The organism is Streptomyces sp. NPDC047525 (genome assembly GCF_040643025.1).
In the GTDB taxonomy this organism is placed as follows: Bacteria; Actinomycetota; Actinomycetes; order Streptomycetales; family Streptomycetaceae; genus Streptomyces; species Streptomyces durmitorensis.
The window spans coordinates 122,852-144,288 of sequence record NZ_JBEYTL010000009.1; the positions used below are offsets into that span (position 1 = coordinate 122,852).

18 protein-coding genes are annotated in these 21,437 nt (G+C 70.9%); 9 read left to right on the plus strand and 9 right to left on the minus strand.

All coding sequences use genetic code 11. The annotated features are described in order from the left end of the window. The first annotated feature begins 27 nt into the window (after positions 1 to 27). The 6 genes from paaA to ABZ833_RS26665 all read left to right on the plus strand — a co-directional run bounded on the left by paaA (position 28) and on the right by ABZ833_RS26665 (position 4,951). The gene (paaA, locus tag ABZ833_RS26640; protein ID WP_361051164.1) at positions 28 to 1,026 is read left to right on the plus strand and encodes a 1,2-phenylacetyl-CoA epoxidase subunit PaaA; all 999 of its coding nucleotides are present in this window, start codon (positions 28 to 30) and stop codon (positions 1,024 to 1,026) included. After that, complete coding sequence (paaB, locus tag ABZ833_RS26645) at positions 1,023 to 1,313, plus strand: 1,2-phenylacetyl-CoA epoxidase subunit PaaB (RefSeq protein WP_160506146.1); 291 nt, start codon at positions 1,023 to 1,025, stop codon at positions 1,311 to 1,313. The genes paaA and paaB overlap by 4 nt, the downstream gene beginning before the upstream one ends. After that, positions 1,310 to 2,059, plus strand: coding sequence for a 1,2-phenylacetyl-CoA epoxidase subunit PaaC (gene paaC / locus ABZ833_RS26650; protein WP_361051167.1), 750 nt, complete (start codon positions 1,310 to 1,312; stop codon positions 2,057 to 2,059). The genes paaB and paaC overlap by 4 nt, the downstream gene beginning before the upstream one ends. Continuing rightward, positions 2,053 to 2,556: a 1,2-phenylacetyl-CoA epoxidase subunit PaaD gene (gene paaD, locus ABZ833_RS26655; RefSeq protein WP_361051170.1), complete on the plus strand. Its 504-nt coding sequence runs from the start codon at positions 2,053 to 2,055 to the stop codon at positions 2,554 to 2,556. Before paaC ends, paaD begins: the two co-directional genes overlap by 7 nt. Then, positions 2,556 to 3,629 (plus strand): 1,2-phenylacetyl-CoA epoxidase subunit PaaE, encoded by a 1,074-nt coding sequence (gene paaE, locus ABZ833_RS26660; protein ID WP_361051173.1) that lies wholly within the window; start codon positions 2,556 to 2,558, stop codon positions 3,627 to 3,629. Before paaD ends, paaE begins: the two co-directional genes overlap by 1 nt. A 188-nt stretch (positions 3,630 to 3,817) precedes the next feature. Beyond that, complete coding sequence (locus ABZ833_RS26665; RefSeq protein WP_361051176.1) at positions 3,818 to 4,951, plus strand: acyl-CoA dehydrogenase family protein; 1,134 nt, start codon at positions 3,818 to 3,820, stop codon at positions 4,949 to 4,951. A 66-nt stretch (positions 4,952 to 5,017) separates the two neighbouring features. Here ABZ833_RS26665 and ABZ833_RS26670 read toward each other — a convergent pair whose 3' ends face one another. The 3 genes from ABZ833_RS26670 to ABZ833_RS26680 all read right to left on the minus strand — a co-directional run bounded on the left by ABZ833_RS26670 (position 5,018) and on the right by ABZ833_RS26680 (position 7,999). After that, complete coding sequence (locus ABZ833_RS26670; RefSeq protein ID WP_249588856.1) at positions 5,018 to 5,365, minus strand: rhodanese-like domain-containing protein; 348 nt, start codon at positions 5,363 to 5,365, stop codon at positions 5,018 to 5,020. Positions 5,366 to 5,387: 22 nt separating this feature from the next. Next, positions 5,388 to 6,320: a hypothetical protein gene (locus tag ABZ833_RS26675; RefSeq protein ID WP_361051179.1), complete on the minus strand. Its 933-nt coding sequence runs from the start codon at positions 6,318 to 6,320 to the stop codon at positions 5,388 to 5,390. Between the two features lie 164 nt (positions 6,321 to 6,484). Beyond that, entirely contained in the window at positions 6,485 to 7,999 is a 1,515-nt protein-coding gene (locus ABZ833_RS26680; RefSeq protein ID WP_361051182.1) for a DUF2252 domain-containing protein, read from the minus strand. Positions 8,000 to 8,454: 455 nt separating this feature from the next. Here ABZ833_RS26680 and ABZ833_RS26685 point away from each other — a divergent pair, with 455 nt between their 5' ends. After that, positions 8,455 to 9,720, plus strand: coding sequence for a hypothetical protein (locus tag ABZ833_RS26685; RefSeq protein ID WP_361051797.1), 1,266 nt, complete (start codon positions 8,455 to 8,457; stop codon positions 9,718 to 9,720). A 21-nt stretch (positions 9,721 to 9,741) separates the two neighbouring features. Here ABZ833_RS26685 and ABZ833_RS26690 read toward each other — a convergent pair whose 3' ends face one another. The 4 genes from ABZ833_RS26690 to ABZ833_RS26705 all read right to left on the minus strand — a co-directional run bounded on the left by ABZ833_RS26690 (position 9,742) and on the right by ABZ833_RS26705 (position 13,011). Beyond that, positions 9,742 to 11,391: an acyl-CoA dehydrogenase family protein gene (locus tag ABZ833_RS26690; protein ID WP_361051185.1), complete on the minus strand. Its 1,650-nt coding sequence runs from the start codon at positions 11,389 to 11,391 to the stop codon at positions 9,742 to 9,744. A gap of 87 nt (positions 11,392 to 11,478) precedes the next feature. Beyond that, positions 11,479 to 12,090: a TetR/AcrR family transcriptional regulator gene (locus ABZ833_RS26695; RefSeq protein ID WP_361051188.1), complete on the minus strand. Its 612-nt coding sequence runs from the start codon at positions 12,088 to 12,090 to the stop codon at positions 11,479 to 11,481. 132 nt (positions 12,091 to 12,222) lie between these two features. Continuing rightward, positions 12,223 to 12,528 (minus strand): SHOCT domain-containing protein, encoded by a 306-nt coding sequence (locus ABZ833_RS26700; protein ID WP_361051191.1) that lies wholly within the window; start codon positions 12,526 to 12,528, stop codon positions 12,223 to 12,225. A gap of 33 nt (positions 12,529 to 12,561) precedes the next feature. Continuing rightward, complete coding sequence (locus ABZ833_RS26705) at positions 12,562 to 13,011, minus strand: DUF6325 family protein (RefSeq protein WP_361051194.1); 450 nt, start codon at positions 13,009 to 13,011, stop codon at positions 12,562 to 12,564. 116 nt (positions 13,012 to 13,127) lie between these two features. Here ABZ833_RS26705 and ABZ833_RS26710 point away from each other — a divergent pair, with 116 nt between their 5' ends. Next, positions 13,128 to 13,397 (plus strand): hypothetical protein, encoded by a 270-nt coding sequence (locus tag ABZ833_RS26710; protein ID WP_249588862.1) that lies wholly within the window; start codon positions 13,128 to 13,130, stop codon positions 13,395 to 13,397. Continuing rightward, positions 13,384 to 14,607 (plus strand): glycosyltransferase family 2 protein, encoded by a 1,224-nt coding sequence (locus tag ABZ833_RS26715; RefSeq protein ID WP_361051198.1) that lies wholly within the window; start codon positions 13,384 to 13,386, stop codon positions 14,605 to 14,607. Before ABZ833_RS26710 ends, ABZ833_RS26715 begins: the two co-directional genes overlap by 14 nt. A 21-nt stretch (positions 14,608 to 14,628) precedes the next feature. On the opposite strand, the gene ABZ833_RS26720 is transcribed toward ABZ833_RS26715, so the two are convergent. Together ABZ833_RS26720 and ABZ833_RS26725 are read right to left on the minus strand one after the other, a co-directional pair. Beyond that, complete coding sequence (locus ABZ833_RS26720; RefSeq protein WP_361051201.1) at positions 14,629 to 15,843, minus strand: cation:proton antiporter; 1,215 nt, start codon at positions 15,841 to 15,843, stop codon at positions 14,629 to 14,631. Positions 15,844 to 16,027: 184 nt separating this feature from the next. Continuing rightward, the gene (locus ABZ833_RS26725) at positions 16,028 to 21,124 is read right to left on the minus strand and encodes a DUF5979 domain-containing protein (protein WP_361051204.1); all 5,097 of its coding nucleotides are present in this window, start codon (positions 21,122 to 21,124) and stop codon (positions 16,028 to 16,030) included. Positions 21,125 to 21,437 lie beyond the last annotated feature (313 nt).

Here is a 21,437-nt window from a genome sequence, read left to right on the forward strand (position 1 = left end):
GCTAGCTAAAGGTCGAGGGGGACCGCGATGGCGACAGCAGCCGAGCACCAGACGGCCCGGTCCGGACCGGACCAGGCAGCGGCCGACGCCGCACGCACAGCGGCGCAGGAATCCGCTTTCGACGCCGCCGTCGCGGCCGACGAGCGCATCGAGCCACGCGACTGGATGCCGGACGCCTATCGCGCCTCGCTCGTCAGGCAGATAGCGCAGCACGCCCACTCCGAGATCATCGGCATGCAGCCGGAGGCCAACTGGATCACGCGCGCCCCGTCCCTGCGGCGCAAGGCGATCCTGATGGCCAAGGTGCAGGACGAGGCCGGTCACGGCCTGTATCTGTACAGCGCGGCCGAGACCCTCGGCACCAGCCGCGACGAGCTCCTCGACAAGCTCCACTCGGGCCGCCAGAAGTACTCATCGATCTTCAACTACCCCACGCTGACCTGGGCCGACGTCGGCGCGATCGGCTGGCTGGTGGACGGCGCCGCGATCACGAACCAAGTCCCGCTCTGCCGCTGTTCGTACGGCCCCTATGCCCGCGCGATGGTCCGCGTCTGCAAGGAGGAGTCGTTCCACCAGCGCCAGGGGTATGAATCGCTGCTCGCCCTCAGCCGGGGCACCGAGGCCCAGCACGCGATGGCGCAGGACGCGGTGGACCGCTGGTGGTGGCCGTCCCTGATGATGTTCGGCCCGCCGGACGACGAGTCGTCGCACTCGGAGCAGTCGATGACCTGGAAGATCAAGCGCCACTCGAACGACGAGCTGCGCCAGCGCTTCGTGGACATCTGCGTCCCCCAGGCCGAGTCCCTCGGCCTCACGCTCCCCGACCCGGACCTCGTGTGGAACGAGGAGCGTGGGCAGCACGACTTCGGCGCCATCGACTGGACCGAGTTCTGGGCGGTCCTCAAGGGCAACGGCCCCTGCAACGAACAGCGGATCACCCAGCGCAAGAGCGCGCACGACGAAGGCGCGTGGGTGCGCGAGGCAGCAGCGGCGTTCGCCGCCAAGCACGGGGAGGCGAAGGCATGAGCAGCTCGACCGACTGGCCGCTGTGGGAGGTGTTCGTGCGCTCCCGCCGCGGGCTCTCCCACACCCACGCCGGCAGCCTGCACGCACCGGACGCGGAGATGGCCCTGCGCAACGCCCGCGATCTGTACACCCGCCGCAGCGAAGGCGTCTCCATCTGGGTCGTGCCGTCCACCCAGATCACCGCGTCCTCGCCCGACGAGAAGGACTCCTTCTTCGAACCGGCGGGCGACAAGCCCTACCGCCACCCCACCTTCTACGACATCCCGGACGGGGTGAAGCACCTGTGACCGCGCCACTGACCCCGACGGCCACCGCCTCGGCCCTCGCCCTGGGCGACGACGCGCTGGTGCTCTCGCACCGGCTGGGGGAGTGGGCGGGCCACGCACCCGTCCTCGAAGAAGAGGTCGCCCTCGCGAACATCGCCCTCGACCTGCTCGGCCAGGCACGCGTCCTGCTCTCCCTGGCCGGGGACGAGGACGAACTGGCCTATCTGCGCGAGGAACGCGCCTTCCGCAACCTCCAGCTGGTCGAGCAGCCGAACGGCGACTTCGCCCACACCATCGCCCGCCAGCTCTACTTCTCCACCTACCAAACCCTGCTGTACGGCCAGTTGGCGAACACGGCCAGCACCTTCGCCCCGCTGGCGGCGAAGGCGGTCAAGGAAGTCGCCTACCACCAGGACCACGCGGAGCAGTGGACGCTGCGGCTCGGGGACGGGACGGCGGAGAGCCATGAGCGGATGGAGCGCGGGATCGACGCGCTCTGGCGGTTCACCGGCGAGATGTTCCAGCCGGTGGAAGGCCTCGACGGCACGGACGGCTCCGAAGGCATCGACTGGCAGGCACTGCGCGAGAGTTGGACCGCCTCGGTGACCGCCGTCATCGAGAAGGCGACCCTGACCGTGCCCTCTGGCCCTCAGGAAGGGGCCTGGGCGGCGGGCGCGGGACGCCAGGGTCTGCACACCGAGTCCTTCGGGCGGATGCTCGCCGAGATGCAGCACCTGCACCGCAGCCACCCGGGGGCGTCATGGTGACCACCGCCCTCGAGGAAGAGCTGCTGGCCCTCGCGGGCTCCGTGCCCGACCCGGAGCTGCCGGTCATCACGCTGGCCGAGCTCGGGGTCCTGCGCGGAGTGCGTGTCCGCGGCATCGGCAAGGTCGACGTCGAGCTGACCCCCACGTACACCGGCTGCCCGGCCATCGAGGCCATGACCGCCGACATCGAGCAGGTGCTGCACGAGCGCGGCATGTCGGAGGTCTCCGTGCACACGGTGCTCTCCCCCGCCTGGTCGACGGACGACATCAGCGCCGAAGGCCGCCGCAAACTGGCGGAGTTCGGCATCGCACCCCCGCGCCCGCACAGCACCGACGGGCCCGGCAGCGGACCGATACCCCTCACTCTCTCCGTCCGCTGCCCGCACTGCGGCTCGACCGACACCGAACTGCTCAGCCGCTTCTCGTCGACGGCCTGCAAGGCCCTGCGCCGATGCGTCGCCTGCCGTGAACCGTTCGACCACTTCAAGGAGTTGTGATGGCACGCTTCCACCAGCTCCGGATAGCGGCGGTCGAGCAGCTCACCGAAGACTCCGTGACGCTGACCTTCGAGGTGCCGCCCGCCCTGCGCGAGGAGTATCGCTACGCACCGGGCCAGCACCTCGCCATCCGGCGCTTCGTCGACGGCACCGAGATCCGGCGTACGTACTCGATCTGCGCGCCCGCACCCCACCCCGAACGCCCTTCGGAGCCGCGGACCCTGCGAGTCGGGGTGCGCTTCGTCGAAGGCGGCGCCTTCTCGACGTACGCCCTCAAGGAAGTCGCCGTCGGCGATGAGCTGGAGGTGATGACCCCGGCCGGACGCTTCACCCTGGAACCGGCACCCGGGCGCTATGCGGCCGTGGTCGGCGGCAGCGGGATCACGCCGGTGCTCTCCATCGTCACGACGCTCCTGGAGCGCGAACCGCACGCCACGTTCTGTCTCATCCGGAGCGACCGCACCGCCGCGTCGACGATGTTCCTCGAGGAGGTCGCCGACCTCAAGGACCGCTGGCCGGACCGGTTCCAGCTGGTCACGGTGCTCTCCCGGGAAGAGCAGCAGTCCGGGCTCGACTCCGGACGGCTCGACGAGGAGCGGCTCGCCACACTGCTGCCGGCGCTGCTGTCCGTCGAGGACGTGGCGGGCTGGTTCCTGTGCGGTCCGTTCGGACTGGTGCAGGGCGCGGAGAAGACACTGCGCGGCCTCGGCGTGACGCGTCAGCGCATCCACGAGGAGATATTCCACGTGGACGACGGCCTCACCTCCCCGGCGCCCGCCACCACGGCCGCCCCCGCGCACAGCACCGTGACGGTGACGCTCGACGGGCGCTCGGGCACCTGGCCCGTCCAGGACGGGGAGTCCCTCCTCGACACCGTCCTGCGCAACCGCGCGGACGCGCCGTACGCCTGCAAGGGCGGGGTGTGCGGGACCTGCCGGGCCTTCCGGGTCTCGGGCGAGGTGCGGATGAACCGCAACTTCGCGCTGGAGCCGGAGGAGACGGAGGCGGGGTATGTGCTGGCGTGCCAGTCGCATCCGGCCACGGACACGGTGGAGTTGGACTTCGACCGCTGAGACCTTCGCTGTCCCCTTCGCGCTCTGCTTCCCTGCCCCCTTCACTGTCTCCTTCCCTGCCCCCTTTGCTGTTCCCTTCGCTGTTCCCTTCCCGTAGAACCTGTTCTATCTTGACGACCCGTCAGAAACAGCGGGCGTAGGCAGAAGCAGAGACAGAGCCGTCGGGCCGGTGCACGGGAGGACAAGCAGTGGACTTCACCTTCACCGAGGAACAGCAGGCGGCCGTCGAGGCGGCGAAGGCGCTCTTCGCCTCCGTCGCACCCGACGGCGTGCCGAGCCCCGCCCTCGTACCGGGCGCCGTCGCCGAGGACTTCGACCGCGCCCTGTGGGCCAAGCTCGCCGGATCCGACCTGCTCAGCCTGCTCCTCGACCCCGAGCACGGCGGTGCGGGCCTGGACGCCATCGCCCTCTGCCTGGTTCTGCGCGAGTCGGCGAAGAGGCTCGCCCGGGTCCCGCTCCTGGAGAGCAGCGCGGCCGCCTACGCCGTACAGACCTACGGCAGCGAGGAGTTGAAGCAGCGGATCCTGCCGAAGGCCGCCCGCGGAGAAATCGTCCTGACCGTCGCCGCGAACGGCCGCAGCGGCCACGACCCCGCGGAACTCTCCGTCACCGCACGGCAGGACGGCGACGACTGGCTGCTCGACGGCACACAGACAGCCGTGCCCTGGGCGCAGAACGCCGACATCATCGTGGTGCCCGCCCACACATCCGCCGGGCGCACCGTCCTCGCCCTGATCCCCCGCGAGCACCCAGGCCTCACGCTCGCCGATCAGGTGTCCACGAGCGGTGAGCGCCTCGGCGAACTCGGCCTTAATTCCGTACGGATCGGCGGCGCCGACGTCATCGAGGTCGACGGGGCCTGGGACTGGCTGCGCGATCTGCTCGCCACCGGGACCTGTGCGCTCGCGCTCGGCCTCGGCGAGGGCGTACTGAGCATGACCAGCGAATACACCGGCAAGCGCGAGCAGTTCGGCTTCCCCGTCGCCACCTTCCAGGCCGTGGCCGTGCAGGCCGCCGACCGCTACATCGACCTGCGCGCCATGGAGGTCACCCTCTGGCAGGCCGCCTGGCGCATCAGCACCGGCGCGAGCGGCGCCCTGCCCGCCACGGGGGATGTGGCCGTCGCCAAGATCTGGGCGTCGGACGGCGTACGCAGGGTGGTGCAGACGGCCCAGCATCTGCACGGCGGCTTCGGATCCGACACCGACTACCCCCTGCACCGGTACCACGCGTGGGCCAAGCAGCTGGAGCTGTCCCTGGGCCCGGCCGCGGCGCACGAGGAGGCACTGGGCGACCTGCTCGCCGCCCACCCGCTCGGCTGAAGCGGTGGATGCGGCGGAAGCTGCTGAAGCGGTGGACGAGGGACCGCGGGCAAAGGCGCCCGGAGGCTAGACCACGGTGCCCGGCTGGCCCTTGTCGTCGACGACGGGCCGGCCCGCGGCCTCCCAGCTCTGCATGCCGCCGTCGACGTTCACCGCGTCGATGCCCTGCTGGAGGAGGTACATGGCCACCTGCGCAGAGCGTCCGCCGACCCGGCAGATGACATTGACCTTGCCGTCCTGCGGGGCGGCCTCGGTCAGCTCGCCGTAGCGGGAGACGAACTCGCTCATCGGGATGTGCAGCGCACCCGCGGCGTGACCCGCCTGCCATTCCTCGTCCTCACGGACGTCAAGGAGAAAGTCGCCGCTCGCGAGGTCGTTGACGCCGACCGTGGGCACGTGTGATCCGAAAGCCATGCCCCCGACGCTACCCGACCGGCTAGGCGGTCAGTCGCGCGAGTTCGGCCTCGCGCTCGGTGACCTGCGCGAGCAACTGCTCGGCGATCTCGTCGAGGAGCTGGTCCGGATCGTCCGGCGCCATCCGCAGCATCGCGCCGATCGCACCCTCCTCCAGCTCCCGGGCGACCACGGTGAGCAGCTCCTTGCGCTGGGCGAGCCACTCGAGGCGTGCGTAGAGCTCTTCGCTCTTGTTCGGCCACTGCTGCTCAGCCACCGGACCGGCGGCCCACTCCGCGGACAGCTCCCGCAGCAGGGGCTCGTCCCCACGGGCGTACGCGGCGTTCACCCGCGTGATGAACTCCTCGCGGCGGCTGCGCTCGCCGTCGTCCTGGGCCAGGTCGGGGTGGGACTTGCGGACGAGCTCGCGGTAGAGCTTGCGGGCCTCGTCGCTGGGCCGCACCCGCTGCGGGGGACGCACCGACTGATCGGTCAGCATCGCGGCGGCCTCCGGATAGAGACCCTCGCCGTCCATCCAGCCGTGGAACAGCTCCTCGACACCCGGCATCGGCATGACCCGCGCCCGCGCCTCGTCCGCCTTGCGCCGGTCCTCCGGATCACCGCTGCGGGCCGCGAGGGCCTCGGCGATCTCGGCGTCCAGCTCGTCGAGGCGGGCGTACATCGGGCCGAGCTTCTGGTGGTGGAGCCGGGAGAAGTTCTCGACCTCGACCCGGAACGTCTCGACGGCGATCTCGTACTCGATCAGCGCCTGCTCGGCCGCCCGGACCGCCTTCTCCAGCCGGTCTTCGGGCCGCGCGGCACCGCCCTGACCCGCCGCCCCCTCGGGAGCCCCGCCGGGAGTCCCATCTGAAGCTTCGCGGCCGGCGGCCACGGGCTCGGGGTCCGGTTCAGGATCGAGATCGGGTTCGAGATCAGGCGTCTGGGGCTGCGTCGGCTCGGCTTCCGGGGTTGTCACCCGTCCAGCCTAGGCCACCACGACACCGCGCTGTTCGAGCGTCGGGGGGCCGGTGTGGCTGCGGGCGGGGTGCCGGGACGGGGTGCCGCAGCGGGGCCTCGCCGTACACCTCGGGTGGGGGCCCTCCCCCTCCCTCCCCCTCCCTCCCCTCGCCCCCTCTCCCCTCACACCCCCGCCTCCGCAGCCACCCGCCCCTCCTTGACCGCGCGCACCAGCTCCGTGTGGTCCGCCTCCGTGCGGTTCGCGTACGCCACCGCGAACGACGCCATCGCCGTGTCCAGCTCGTCGTTCTTGCCGACGTATCCCGCGATGAGCCGCGGGTCGGCGCTGTGCGCGTGCGCGCGGGCCAACAGGGCTCCGGTCATCCGGCCGTAGTCGTCGATCTGGTCGGCGGCCAGCGCCGCCGGGTCCACGCTGCCCTTGCGGTTCCTGAACTGCCGTACCTGGAAGGCCCTCCCGGCGACCGTCGTCCACCCCAGCAGGAAGTCGCTGACCACCTGCATCCGCTTCTGCCCGAGCACCACCCTGTGCCCCTCGTGCGCGACCTCCGGCACCGCGAAGCCCACCGTGGGCAGATGCGGGAGCAGCGCGGAGGGACGTGCCTCCTTGACCTGGAGCACCAGCGGCTCGCCCCGGTGGTCGAGCAGCAGCACGACATACGACCGCAGGCCCACGCTGCCCGTGCCCACGACGCGGAACGCCACGTCCTGGATCGCGTACCGCGCGAGCAGCGGCAGTCGGTCCTCGGACAGCGTGTCCACGTACTCCCCGAGCGCGGAGGCGACCTTGGCCGCTTCCGCGTCCGGTATTCGCCGGAGCACCGGTGGGGCGTCGACGAAACGCCGCCCCACGAGGCCGCCCTCACCCTCGACCCGCTCGGTCGACTTGGCGGCGAACCGGGCGCTCGTGTTCTGCCGGGCCTTCTCGGAGACGCTCTCCAGGGTTCCGAGCAGATCCCGGGCGTCCGTGTGCGAGACCAGCTCCTCGTCCGCGATGGCGTTCCACGCGTCGAGCGCCGGAAGCTTCGCGAGCAGCCGCATCGTGCGGCGATACGCCCCCACCGCGTCGAACGCCGCTTCCCTGCAGACGTCCTCGCCCGCCCCCGCCTCACGCCCCGCGAGCACGAGGGAGGCCGCGAGCCGCTTCACGTCCCACTCCCAGGGGCCGTGCGCCGTCTCGTCGAAGTCGTTCAGGTCGATGACAAGCCCGCCCCGCGCGTCCGCGTACAGACCGAAGTTCGCCGCGTGCGCGTCGCCGCATATCTGGGCGCCTATCCCCGTCACCGGGGTCCGCGCGAGGTCGTACGCCATCAGACCGGCGGCCCCGCGCAGGAAGGCGAAGGGCGACGTGGCCATCCTGCCCATCCGGATCGGCGTGAGCTCGGGGAGCCTGCTGCGGTTGGACTCCTCCACGGCCTCGATCGGATCGGGGCGTCCGTCGTCCTCGGCGAACCACTCGTGCGACGCGCGGCTGACGCGCGCCCGCAGCGCCTTCCCCTCTTTCTTCGGAGAATCCGGCTTCGGCGAAAGCCTCGCCTCCGCCGAGCCCGCGGAACCCCCCGAGCCCGCGGCACCCACCAAGCCCACCAAGCCCACCGAGCCCCGAGAGGGCCACTCCGCGAACCCCTTCACCTGAGGAAGCCCCGCACCACCGAATCGCGCACCGTCGTTCTCCGCCATGCCCACTGCCCTCGCCCCGCATCCCCCACGTCCGGGCGGCCCCCCATGGGCCTCACCTGGCATGAAGGTACCGCCGGGCACCCGATCGGCGTCAGAGCCTGTGGACAACCCGAGACCTGTGGAAAACGCCGACCCCCCGGCGCACCCCCGGCACCCCCTCACACCCCTCGCACCCGTCACACCCGGCCCGCGCATTCCCCCGGACGGCCCACCCACCGCGCCGGACGGCATCGCAGCAGGTCCCCTGGCAGTCAGGCGCTGGCACCGACGAGGAGGCAGGGGAGGCACCGGTGACGGACGACAAGACACCCGCGAGCCCAGAAGACCCGACCAACCAAGCCGACCCGACCGACCAAGCCCACCAGGCCCACCAGACCCACCAGGCCGACCAGACCCACCAGACCCACCAGACCCACCAAGCCGACCAGGCCGAGCTAAAGAACCTACGCAGCCGACTGGCGGCCCTGGAGTCCGAGCACGCCCAAGGCCGCGGCGGTCGCCGGCACCGCGGCCGGTCGTTCCTGGCCGCGGTGCTCATCGTGATCGGATGCGTGCTCGCGCCGCTCGCCGTCGTCGCCTCCTGGGCGGCCGACCAGGTCGGCGACACGGACCGCTACGTCGCCACGATCGGCCCGCTCGCCTCCGACCCCGATGTGCAGGAAGCCGTCGCCGACCGGGCCACGGATGCCCTGATGAGCCGCATCGACCTGGCGACTCTCCTCTCCGACGCCCCCGCCGCCGACCGGCCCCGCCTGGAGAAGGCCCTCGGCAAGCTCGGCGACTCCCTGGAGGGCGCCGTCCGCAGCTTCGTCCACGACAAGGCACGTGCCGTGGCCGGGTCGGACGCCTTCGAGACCATCTGGAAGCAGGCCAACCGGCAGATCCACAGCTCGCTCGACAAGGCACTGACCGGCAGCGGCGGTGGCTCCGTGAAGCTGGAGGGAGACACGGTCACCCTCGATCTGGCGCCCCTCGTCGACCGCGTCAAACAACGCCTGGTCGACGAGGGCATGACGGTCGCGGGCAAGATCCCCGAGGTCCACACCGACTTCACGCTCGTCAGGTCGGACGACATCGGCAAGGCCAAGACGTATGTGCGGCTGCTGCAACTGGCAGGCAACTGGCTCCCCGTCATCGCCCTGGTCCTGGTCGCCGCCGGCGTCCTGCTCTCCGTACGCAAGAGAAGGACCCTGGTCACCGCGGCCCTGGCCGTCGCCGTGGCCACCGGGCTCCTCGGGATCGGGCTGCGCGTCTTCCGCGTGCTCTACCTCGACCGGCTGCCGGCGAACGTCTCGCAGGACGCGGCCGCGGCGGTGTACGACACCATGACCCACTTCCTCTTCACCACGGTCCGCATGGTCGTGGCGCTCGGCGTCGTCGTCGCCCTGGCCGCCTGGCTCACCGGAGGCGGCCGCCGGGCGGGCCTGGTGCGCGGCCTGTGGACCTCCGGCATCGGGGCCGTGCGGGGCACCGCGGAACGCGCCGGGATGCGTCTTGGCCCGGTCGGTCCCTTCGTACGCCGCTATCGCACCTGGATCACCTGGGTACTGGTGGCCGCCGCGCTCCTCACCTACCTGCTGTGGTCGTACCCGACGGGCTGGGTCGTCGTCGGACTCGCCCTGTGCCTGCTCTTCCTGCTTGCGGTCACGGAGTTCCTGGCCGGAGAGCAACAGCACGAACAGCAGCACGAACCACGGCACGAACCACAGCAGCCGGGCTAGGACAGGGACTCCCGCCCGCCCTCACGCAGGCAACCGCTCCAGCAGCGCCGCGAAGTCCGTACCCGGCGGCAGCGTCCCGAAGGCGAAGCCCTGGTCGCCCGCGAGCCGCGACGCGCAGAACGTGTCGGCGACGGCGGCCGGTGCGTGGCGGACGAGGAGCGAGCCCTGGAGGACGAGCGCGGCCCGCTCGATGACGCGGCGGGCGCGCAGCGGAGCGTCCTCGGTGAGGACGAGTTCGCCCTGCAGTTCACGCCAGGCCGCGTCCAGTCGCCGGTCGGCTCCGGCCGCCGCCTCGATCTCCGTGCGGAAGGCTTCGAGGGACTCGGGCTCGCGGGCCAGGGCGCGCAGCAGGTCGAGGGCGTTGACGTTGCCCGAGCCCTCCCAGATGCCGTTGAGCGGGGCCTCGCGGTACAGGCGCGGCATGCCTGACGCCTCGTCATAGCCGTTGCCGCCGAGGCATTCGAGGGCTTCGGCGACGAAGGCGGGCTGCCGCTTGCACACCCAGTACTTCGATACGGCGGTGGCCAGGCGCAGGAACGCGCGCTCCTGGGTGTCGCCGCGCTGGGCCCGGTCGGCGGCGCCCGCGAGGCGCAGACCGAGGGTGGTGGCGGCCTCGGACTCCAGGCCGAGGTCGGCGAGGACGTTGCGCATGAGCGGCTGGTCGATGAGCTTGGCGCCGAACACCGAGCGGTGGCGGGTGTGGTGCGCGGCCTGTGCGAGGGATTCGCGGATGTGTCCTGCGGAGCCGAGCACGCAGTCCAGGCGCGTCATCGTCACCATGTCGATGATGGTGCGTACGCCCTTGCCCTCGTCGCCGACGATCCAGGCGACCGTGTCGTCGAACTCGGGTTCGCTGCTGGCGTTGGAGCGGTTGCCGAGCTTGTCCTTGAGCCGCTGGATGCGGAAGGTGTTGCGGCTGCCGTCGGGCAGGACGCGCGGGACCAGGAAGCAGGACAGGCCGCCGGGGGCCTGCGCGAGCACGAGGAACAGGTCGTTCATCGGCGCGCTGGTGAACCACTTGTGCCCGCGCAACCGCCAGGTCCCGTCGGCCTGTTCGACGGCGGCCGTCGTGTTCGCCCGGACGTCCGTGCCGCCCTGCTTCTCCGTCATGCCCATCCCGGCGAGCAGGCCTCGCTTGCCGGTCGGGGTGCGCAGGCCGGGGTCGTAGACCTTGCTGGTGAGCAGCGGCTCGTACACCTTGGCGAGGTCGGGTGCCCGCCGCAGGGCGGGGACGACGGCGTACGTCATGGAGACCGGGCACATGTGGCCCTGTTCCATCATGGTCGCCACCATGAAGGTCGCGGCGCGCGCGACATGGGCGCCGGGACGCTGGTCCGCCCAGGCGGCACCGGCGGCGCCCGCGCCGACGGTGGCGTCCATCAGCGAGTGGTACGCGGGGTGGAAGTCGACCTCGTCGACGCGGTTGCCGTAACGGTCATGGGTACGCAGCTCGGGCTCGTGGCGGTTGGCCTGGTCCGCCCAGGTGCGCGCTTCCTCGCTGCCGACGACGCGTCCGAAGCGGTGCAGGTCGTCGAGGTGCCACGCGGCACCCTCCCGGCGTACGCCCTCGATGAGAACCGCGTCGTCGGCGGCGTCGTGACCGGTCAACGGCGGTGCCTGGTTGGTCACTTCGTGGGTCACGGAGGTGGGGTGGCTTATCGGCGTGGACATGGTGCCTCCTGCGGGAGAGCGGGGTCGGGGTGCCGGGTCGGGGTGCCGGGTCGGGAGTCGGCCGGGGGCAGGTGCCGGGATGCCCCGTCAGTCGGCGGGGGCGGCGCCCGCGCAGCGCAGCGCCGTGGCGGTGAGTTCGGCGAGGAGTTCGCCGGTGGCGTTCTCGTCGGGGGTGCCCAGCGGGTCGACCAGGACCTCGCCGATCGCTCCGGTGAGCGCGGCCGCGGTGATCTCGCCGTTCTGGGCGGGCAGCAGCCCCGCCGCCATGCCCTCGTGCACCACTTCGGCGAACAGCGCGCGGTAGCGGCGGCGGAAGTCGAGGCGCTCGGCGCCGACCGCGGGTTCGGCGGGGGCGGCGAGCAGGGCGTAGGCGAGGCCGCGGTTCTCCAGGGCTCGGCGGGCGAAGACCTCCACGCCCTGGCTGAGGCGTTCGACGGGGTCGCCCGGCCCGTGCAGCACTTCGCCGAGTACGTCCACCTCGCGTCCGGCGGCCCGCCGGAACACCTCGACCGCGAGCGCCGCCTTGGACGGGAAGTGCTGGTAGACCGAGCCTGCCGCGATGCCTGCCGAGTCGGCCACCGCGGTCACGGACGCCTGTGACCAGCCCACTTCGGCTACGACGACGGTGGCGCAGGCGACGAGGCGCTCCCGGGCGGCTTCGAGCCGGCGCATTTCGGCAGGGGTCTTGCGGTAGGCCATATAAGAAGTGAACCACTATTCAGAGCTTCACGCCACGATCGGTCGCCTCCAGCCGATCGCCCCATTGCCCAATCGCCGCAAGACCGCCCCCCCTCAGGAATCTCCTCAGCAACCCCCTCAGGAACCGCCCCCTCAGGAGTTGAGGACCCGCGCCTTCTCCGCGGCGAACTCCTCGTCCGTCAGGAGCCCTTGGGCCTTGAGATCGGCGAGTGCGGTGAGCTGGGAGACGCGATCCGTGGCCGGAGCCTGGGGCGCCACCGGCGCGGGGGCGGGCGACGGCGGCACCTGCTGCTGGGCCTGAGCGTCCATCTGCCGGTGCATGTCCCGCTCGGCCATGCCGCGGTTCACGCGGTTGGAGACCGCGGATGCGGTGCCCGAGATCACCGCGGTGCGCGCGATGGTGCCCAGCAGGCCGGGCCGTCCGAATCGTTGCGGCATGAGTGCCGTCCTTCCTGCTCGTGAGATGGGTCGTCAGTTGTCGAGCGCGGCTACGGCCTCGACGACGGCTTCTCTGGGGATGCGCTCGAACAGCAGGATCTCGCCCCGCGATTCCCTGACCGCGCCTGCGAGCCGGGCGGCCCAGGTGTTCTCCCAGGCCACGACCACGGCCGACGACTCCGGGGCGAGGCCTTCGGCGACGGCTCGCAGATCCTCGTCACTGAGCAGGTCGAACTGGATGTCGGCGACCGCCTGGAACGCCTGCGCCACCTCCGGGTCGGCGAGTTCGACGAGGTCCACCGTGCCGTCGCCCGCCTTCCTCACGAAGGTCATGTCGAGGATGCGTACGGTCCCGTCCTTCTGCAGCGCTTGCAGGGCGGGCACGATCTCGCCGTTGAACCGGTTGCCTTCGAAGGCGACCACGGCGACGTCCACCGGACCGACCGACTCGGCATTGAGGTCGACATCGAGGCCATTGCGCACAGGGTCCACCTTCCACGATCTTCCAGGAACTCCCAGGAACCCCAGGAACCCCAGGAGCTCCCACAAGGGGCAAACAAGACAATTACGAGCATAAGGTGGCGCCTGGAGGTGCGCCCATGGACGACGGCACGGATGCACGACGGGATCGCCCCGCCGTCAGTTTCGAGCCCACCCGCCCCGCCTCCGGAGCACGCAGGGCGGTCGCCTTTCTCCTGGGCGCCCTCGTCTGGATCGCGGCGGCCGTGATCGGGGTCGTACTCCTCGGCCACACCTACATCCTGCGCCGCCTCCTGCTCGTCACAGTGATCTCCTGGGTCGTCTTCGGGGCCGCCCTGGCCTGCGGCATCGCACTGAGGCACCGAGAGGAGCGCCGTGCACGCCCTTGACCTCCTCCTCGTCTTCCTCGCGTTCTATCCCGTGGTGACGGGCGCCGCGTGGATGGTGGGCGGAGTCCTCTTCCGGGTCCTGGAAGAGCGGCCCCGCCTCGTGACCCCGCCCGGCGGCTGGCCGGGGGTGACCGTCCTCGTACCGGCCTACAACGAGGAGCAAGTGATCTCCCGCTGCGTCGAGGCGCTGCGGCAGGTGGACTACCCGGAGCTGGAAATCCTGATCCTCAACGACGGGTCCAAGGACGGGACCGTCGCCGCGGCCCGCGCGGCCGCGGGTGACGACGCCCGCTTCACCGTGCTCGACGACGGCGTCAACCTCGGCAAGGCGGACCGGCTCAACGACGGCATGCGCCGCGCCCGCCACGAACTGGTCCTCGTCACCGACGCGGACACCCATCTGCACCCCGAGGCGGTGCGGTACCTCGTCGCCCGCATGACGCGCTCCCCGCGCTACGCGGCCATCGCCGGCAGCCCGCGCGTGACCAACCGGGGCAGCGTGATCACCACGATGCAGATGCTGGAGACGGCCTCGCTGATCGGTCTCATGCGGCGCACCCACGCGCTGGCGGGACGGGTGGGCACCGTCGCGGGCGTGCTCGGCCTCTTCCGCCGTGACGCCGTCCTGGCCGTCGGCGGCTACGACGCTCAGATGGCCACCGAGGACATCGAACTCACCTGGCGGCTCCTGGAGGCCGGACACCTCACCGGCTTCGAGCCCGACGCCCTCGTCGGGATGGAGGTCCCGCAGACCGTCCGCGGCATCTGGGCACAGCGCACCCGCTGGGCACGCGGGCAGGGCGAGGTCCTGCGCACCCACGGCCGCCGGGTCTTCAGCCCCCGGCACATGGCCCTGTGGCCGATCGCCCTGGAAGCCCTGCTGTCCTACGTGTGGGTGCTGACGATGCTGATCGCCACCGTGTACGGCGTCGTCCACTGGATCCGCTTCCCGGGGGACACCAAGTTCCAGTGGATGCTGGCCTGGGGTGTGGGCATCGCGGTCATCGCCATGCTGCAGATCGCCGTCGCCACAGCGGTCGAACTCCGGCTCGACCCGAAGCTCCCCTACGCGTGCCTGCTGCTCCCGCTCTACCCCCTGGCCTACTGGACGATCAACGCCCTCGCCGCGATCTCCGCCCAGACCCAGGGGCTCGTACGCGGCCCGCGCGAGAAGAGAGTGGTCTGGGACCTGCCCCGCAGCTCCCCCTGATCACGTCACCACGTCACCACGTCACCACGTCTCCGTCTCGGCGGCATCCCGCCGCTGAGGCCCCGCCCCTCCCTCCTTGGCCCGCATCCGCAGACCGAGCAGCGGAAAGACGAGCACGGAGACCATGGCGGCCCCGACCAGCGCGGCGGCCTCGCCCTTCCCGAGTACTTCTTCGTCGAGCCCGATCGTGGTGATGGCGACGACCAGGGGCAGGCACGTGGCGGAGTACACGGTCAGCGCCCTGCGGCTGAGCGGGGAGAGGTCGCGTGGCGCGAGCGCGTACGCGGGCAGTCCCCGCACGACGAGGAACAGGAGCAGGAACACCGGCAGCAGCACGAGGGGACGCCCGCCGTCGAGGAGCGAGGCGAGGTCGAACTCGATGCCGGTCACGATGAAGAACAGCGGTACGAGGAAACCGAAGCCCATCGCCTCGATCTTGCCCAGCACCTCATCGCCGACCTCCGGCTCCGTGCCCTGCAGCACGAGCCGGGTGAGCAGTCCGGCGGCGAAGGCGCCCAGGAGCACGTCGAGCCCGAACGCCTCCGACAGGGCCAGCATCGCGACCAGCAGCAGCATGACGAAACGGACCGCGAACTGGCCGCTCGTGTGCAGCGTGGTCCGGATGATCCGGCTGAACCAGGGCGGACGCGGGCGCATCGCCCAGTACACGGCCCCGGCGGTGATGGCGGCGAAGACGGCGAGGACGACCGTCGACACCCCTGGATCACGGCCGCTGAGCAGGACGGAGATGGCGATGATGGGCCCGAACTCACCGACCGCGCCGAACGCCATCATCACCGTGCCGAACCGGCCCTGAAGGTCGCCGCTGTCGCGCAGGATGGGCAGCACCGTGCCCAGCGCCGTACTGGTGAGGGCGGTGCCGATGATCACGCTGCGGGGGAAGTCGAGGCCGGTCAGGGCCAGCGCGATCGCGAGCCCCGCCACCAGCGAGATCACCCAGGCCCAGACGGAACGGCGCAGGGTGTCGCCGCGGATCGCGGCGAACTGGATCTCGTAGCCCGCGAGGAAGATGAGCATGGACAGGCCGAGGTCGGACAGGACGTCGATGACCTCGTCCGAGTGGGCCCAGCCCAGCACGTCGGGGCCGATGAGGATGCCGAGCACGATCTCGAAGATGACCAGGGGAACACGGACCCGGCGCGCGAGACCGTGCGCCAGCAGGGGCGCGAGTACCGCGACGGCCATGATGAGGATCAGCGTCCCCGGATGATCCATGACGGCGTCCCCCTGACGTGCGGCGCGTTCGTGATGCTCCGACGATCGGGGAAGCGGACCGCCGCGGCACGTGAGAGCGGCCCATGCGGGTGACGCCTGCCGACCGCTCGGCAGCACACGTGCCGCGGCCCCGGGAGAGGTGACTCCTCCGGGGCCGCGGCACGTTCGGTGCGGTCGGTCCGGCTCAGCCGGTGCGCCGCCGCGCGACCATCCTGGCGAGCAGGCCACCGGCGAGGGCCAGCGCGGCGAGCAGACTGCCGATGACCGTCCAGTCCGTGCTTCCGGTGTCGGCCAGGTGCCCGTCGTCGGGGTCCGGGCTCGGAGTCGGGTCGGGATCCGGCGTCTCGTCGAAGGTGTTGGTGACGTCGACCGACGCCGACCCGTCGACGACGACCTCGCCGTCGTCACCCCCGTCGGAGGCCTCGTACGTGACCGTGCCACCGCCCGGCACGTCCGTCTCCGTCACGGTGCACTCGGCGCCGTCCGGAACGCTGATCTCGCGGCTCTCGCCGTCTTCGAGCGCGAAGGCGCTGTCCTCGGGTGCGAGCGGTACGTCGCCCTGCTCTGTGGTGCAGGCGAGGGCGAACTCGTAGGGGCCCGCACCGCCGTTCTCCACATGCTTGGTGACCTTCACGACGCCGGCGGGGAAGGTGTTCGTGACGGTGATGACCGCGCCGTCACCGTCGCCTGCACCGCTGCCGTCGGCCGTGATCACGGCCGGGTCGTCGGCCGAGCCGTGGTCGACGGCCGCCTCCGCGGCGCCGCCGGTGTCGACCTCCTGGGCCCAGCACCGGGTGTTCACGGGCAGCGGCTTGATGGTGACCGGTTCGTCGGCGCCGACCTCGTACGTCTTGTGGAGCACGAGGTCGCTCGCGCCGCCCGAGGCGTTCGGCAGGGCGCAGGAGACCTCGACCTCGAAGGTGCGGCCGTCCGCGTAGGACGCGGCGTCCCCGTCGAGCGTCTTGATCAACTTCAGGGCGCCGAACCGGAAGGTGTTGGTGATCCGGGCGCTCTGCACGGAGGTCTTCCCCATGCCCGGCTCGATGGTGACCTCGACCGGATCACCGGCGGGGTGGTCGGAACTGCCGCCCCGGGCCGAGGTCTCCCACACCTCGCACTCCGCACCCGCGGGCAGCCCCTCGATGGTCACGGGCTTGTCCGCGGAGACCTTGTAGTCCTTGTCGAGGACGGTGCGCTGCGGCCGTCCCTGCGGGTGGATGACACAGGTGACGTGATAGGTGAACGGCACCTTCTTCAGGGCCCCGTCCAGCTGGTCGGGGTGCTCGCCGATCCGCTTCACCAGCTTCAGGTCGCCGTAGGCGAGGGCGACACCGACCTGGATCGGCTCGTTGGCCTGGAGCACGCGCGGGGAGCCCGCGCGGTCGGTGGTCTCGTTGTGGGCGTAGGAGTTCCAGGCGATGGTCGGGTCACCGTTCTCGGTGACGTCGAGGGGGGTGTCCATGGCGTACGTGATGTTGACGGTGCCGCCCGGTGCGAGCGGCGTCGGGAAGGCGAGATCCATCCGGGCGCCCACGGCCCGCGCGCTGTACGCGTCGTCCCAGGTGCTCGCCGGGCACTGGGACGCGGTGGAGCCCGCGCCGCCCATGTCCAGGTCGTCGGTGCACAGCGGTTCGTCGTTCTCGTAGCTGACGGCCATCGTGCCCGGCCCGGTCAGCTGAGGCCGCGAGGCGAGGGTGGGGCGCTTGTCCCAGGCGGTGCCGCGGCTCTGGTCGAGGATGACTCCCTTGTCGCCCTGGACGGGGAAGCGGTCGTCGATGCGCATGTTGGTTCCGGCCTCGGTGCCGGAGTTCTGGATGCGCATCAGGTAGTGGTAGCGGTCACCGGGGTTGACCAGGGCGATGCACGGGTTGGCCGTGTACTGGCGGCCGGTGGCGTCGGTGGTGGACAGGCACGAGTCGTCGCCGACGTCGACGACCTTGCGGGTGCGGGTGTTGTACCAGCCGAGGCTGTCGTTGCCGGACACCCACTTGCGGGCGGTGAACGCGGCACCGGATTTGGCGGTCAGCGTCGCGTCGGCCACGCAGTACCGGCCTTCGCCGAAGCCGCCGTCGTCCTGTGCGGTGCCGTCGCAGGTCATGTCGGGGTCGGAGGAGGTGGCGCCCATGGTGTTGGTGACGACGTCACCTGCGTCGATGCCCGCCTCCAGGCGCACATGGATCTCGATGGTCAGGGTGGCACCGGGCGCCAGGACCCACGCCTTGCCGTCGTCGCCCTTGGAGAAGTCCCAGGTGAGGCCGGATACGCGGCCCCCGCTCGTGGTCTCGTCGAAGGCGGGAGCGGGCACGGCCGGGGTGCCTGCGGGCACCTTCGTGTCGATGATCCTGTACGGCTGCCCGCCGTCCCCGTCGAAGGTGTCGACGAAGGCGATGCCCGGTGGCAGCGCGTCCTTGACGACCAGGTCCGGGATGTTCGCGGTGCCGGTGTTGGTGACCTTCAGGTAGAAGGGCGCGTCCTCACCCGGCGCGAGCACGGTGTTCGGCGTCTTGCCCACCGAGAGCACCGGGTCGCCCTTGACCAGGTCGAGGGTGGCGTCGACGGGGTCGATGTCCTTGGGCTTGTCCTCGTCCTCCACCTTGGTGAGGAACCGGCCGCTCGCCGTGTCCTCCAGGTGGCTCGGCACGGGTTCGCCGTTGCTGCGCAGGGCCGGACGGGGACTGACGGTGAAGACCAGCACGCCGTCGCAGCCCGAAGCGGTGCACGGGGTGATCGTGTAGCCGTCGTTGAAGCTGCTCGTGGAGGAGTAGGTGACGCGCAGGCCCGTGACGTCGCCGGCGTCCACGCCCGAGGGCAGCGCCGCGGAGGCGGAGGGCGTGCCGTTCACCCAGGCCCCGTCCACGTAGGCGTCGATGCGTACGCGGTCGGCGCCCTTCGGCATCTGGTTGGACTTGATGGACACCAGGTCGACGGCGTCGAAGAAGTCGCTGTCCCGGTCGGTCATCTGGAGGTATTTGGCCGACATGTTGCCGGTGTTGCGCACCGTGAGGGTGGCGTCCGCCTGCTGCCGGGGCAGGCCGGGCACGTACTCGGGCAGCTCTCCGGGGCTGATCGACTTGTTCAGGGACGCCGAGTCGTCGGCGGGGCCCGTCGTCATGCCGGGGGAGCAGACGTTGTCGCCCGCTTCGTAGTCGCCGCCCGCCGAGATCGAGTAGCAGTTGCTGAAGGTCTCGCCGTTCTCGACGCCCTCGCGCCGCTCGGTGACGACATCGACGGTGAAGCTGGACTGGGGCGGCAGACTGCCGTCGTAGGAGGCGCGCACGCCCTTGGCGCGGAGCAGCAGGGCGGTGTCGGACGCGTCGTAGGCGACCCAGGCGCCGTCGCCGCCGTCCGCGGCCGGGTCCCACAGCTCGATGGTGACCGGCGCGGAGGACGGCGACACGGACACGGAGTCGATCTGCAGCACGTCGAAGGGGCTCTCGCCGGTCGGCTTGCCGTCCGGTCCGGCGGGCGGGTCGGTGAGGACCGGGTCGATCAGCGGCTTGTTGCCGTTGTTGGTGACCTTGAGGTGCATGGGGATGGGCTGGCCGGGCGGCACGTTCGTCTGGTCGACGGTCTTCTCGCCCGAGCCCGAGGTGTGGGGCGATTCGACGGGCAGATCCATGCAGGCGGTGCCGGAAGCGGTGCCGCTGCCGTCCGTACGGCCCGCGTCGCCCTTGAAACCTGCGCAGTTGGAGACGCCGGGGCTGGACCCCGACGGCAGATCCTCCTCGGTGACGTCATCGGTGAGGGTGCCGTGCAGGTCGAGGCCCGCGTCGGCGCCCTCCTCGATGGTGGGATCACCGTCCGCGTCCACGCCGGTGTACGTCACCTGGATCTTGGTGACGGTGGTTCCGTCCTTGGCGACGTCGACGGTCGTGTTCTCCGTGTACGTCTTCGTGGTGCTGGTCCCGTCGGCGTAGGTGACGGTCAGCTTCGCCTCGGTCGCCCCTTCGGGGAAGCGCAGTCGCACCTTGTCGACGTCGATCTTGTCGAACTCGTTGGTCGCGTTCGCGTCCGGCTCGGTGATCGTGATCGACTTCACCGGGAACGGCGAGTTGTTCTTGACGTCGACCACCGTGCTGACCGGCGAGTTCTCCCCGGCCACGGCGTGCTCACCGGTCTCCTGGCTGAAGTCGCCGTCGGTGTCCGGGAAGAATTTCTTGGTCCCGTTGAGCACCAGGATGTCCGGCAGGATGTCGTACGTGTCGCACGCCTGCGCCCCGTTCACCGTGCCGTCCGTCTTCTCGTCGGCGGACGGGGTGGCGCAGTTGTCGACGGTGATCTTGTCCGTGGGCCGCAGCGGCGAACCGTCCGAACGCTTGGTGTCACGCAGCTCCAGGCCGACCTCGACGGTGCCGCCGGTCGCGTCGTAGGGCAGCGGATCGCCGCCGCTGTCGCTGAAGACGACCTCGAACCCGACCACGTCCTGCGCGTCCACCCCTACAGGCAACGGCAGTTCGCCGGGCGAGGAGATGTTCCGGCCGGTGCGCGTGGAGCCGTCCGCCAGGGTGACCACCAGGTGCGCCTCGTCGGCACCCTCCGGGAAGCGGGTCACGGAGGCGGAGTCGAAGTCGAAGTACTCGAAGGTCTCCTCGCCGGTGTCGGACACCGAGAGCTCGGTGACCTCGGCCGACGAGGAGGAGTTGTTGCGCACCCCGAGGGTGACGGTGGACTTCTCGCCGCTGCCGGCGACCGCCGAGCCGTCCTCCCAGGTCTTGGTCGCCACCGGTTTGACCACCCGGGGGATGGAGACGGTGACGTCGGTGTCGTCCTTCTTCGGGTCGGCGTTGTCGGCGGACACCCTGGCGGTGTTGGTGACGGTGGCGCCGTCGTCGAGCCGGGTGTCGGCGGGCAGCCGCATCCCGACCTCCACGGTGCCGGCCTGGCCCGCCCGCAGGCCGGTCTCGCCCGCCGGGTTCTGCAGGGTCTGCTTGTAGACGATCGTCAGCTTCCGCGTGGACTCGTCGTAGGTGACGTCCCGCGTGGTGGTGCTCTGCGGCAGGCTGGTCACCTCCAGTCCTGCCGGGAGCGTGTCCGTGACGGTGAAGTCCACACAGTCGACCGTCAGCCCCGAGCACTGGCCGTTGAGCGTGTAGATGAACTCGTCCCCCGGTTCCAGCGGATCACCGCCGGTGTCGTTGGTCTTGGTGATCCCGACCGAGCTCTGCGGGTCGTCGGGGGCCGCCGCGAGCGGCACCGCGGCCGCCTGCGGGGCGAAGAGCAGGCTGAGCGCGGTCGCGATCCCCACGACGAGTCGGGCGAGCGGTGGCCGACATCTGCGCATGAACCAGTCCTCGTCTGAGCCGTCGACGGCTCACCGCGGGGGTGCTCCGCGGGTTCGCCTTCGAGTGAGTCGTCAGTGATCACTCGGGACGCTAAGGGGGTGCGTTGATCACACAAGACGGGCCACACCGCATAAGTGATGATCAGTCAGCCAATTAGATCGTTCGGGGGAGCACGGGAATGCCGGTGCCCGGCTCCACGCCCGTCACGCCCCCGACTCACATGGCGTGCTCATGACACTCACGAGCTCACAGAACGGGATCCCGGCAAGTGAGATAGCTCACCGCAAGATCACCACCCGCGCCGCCCTCGGG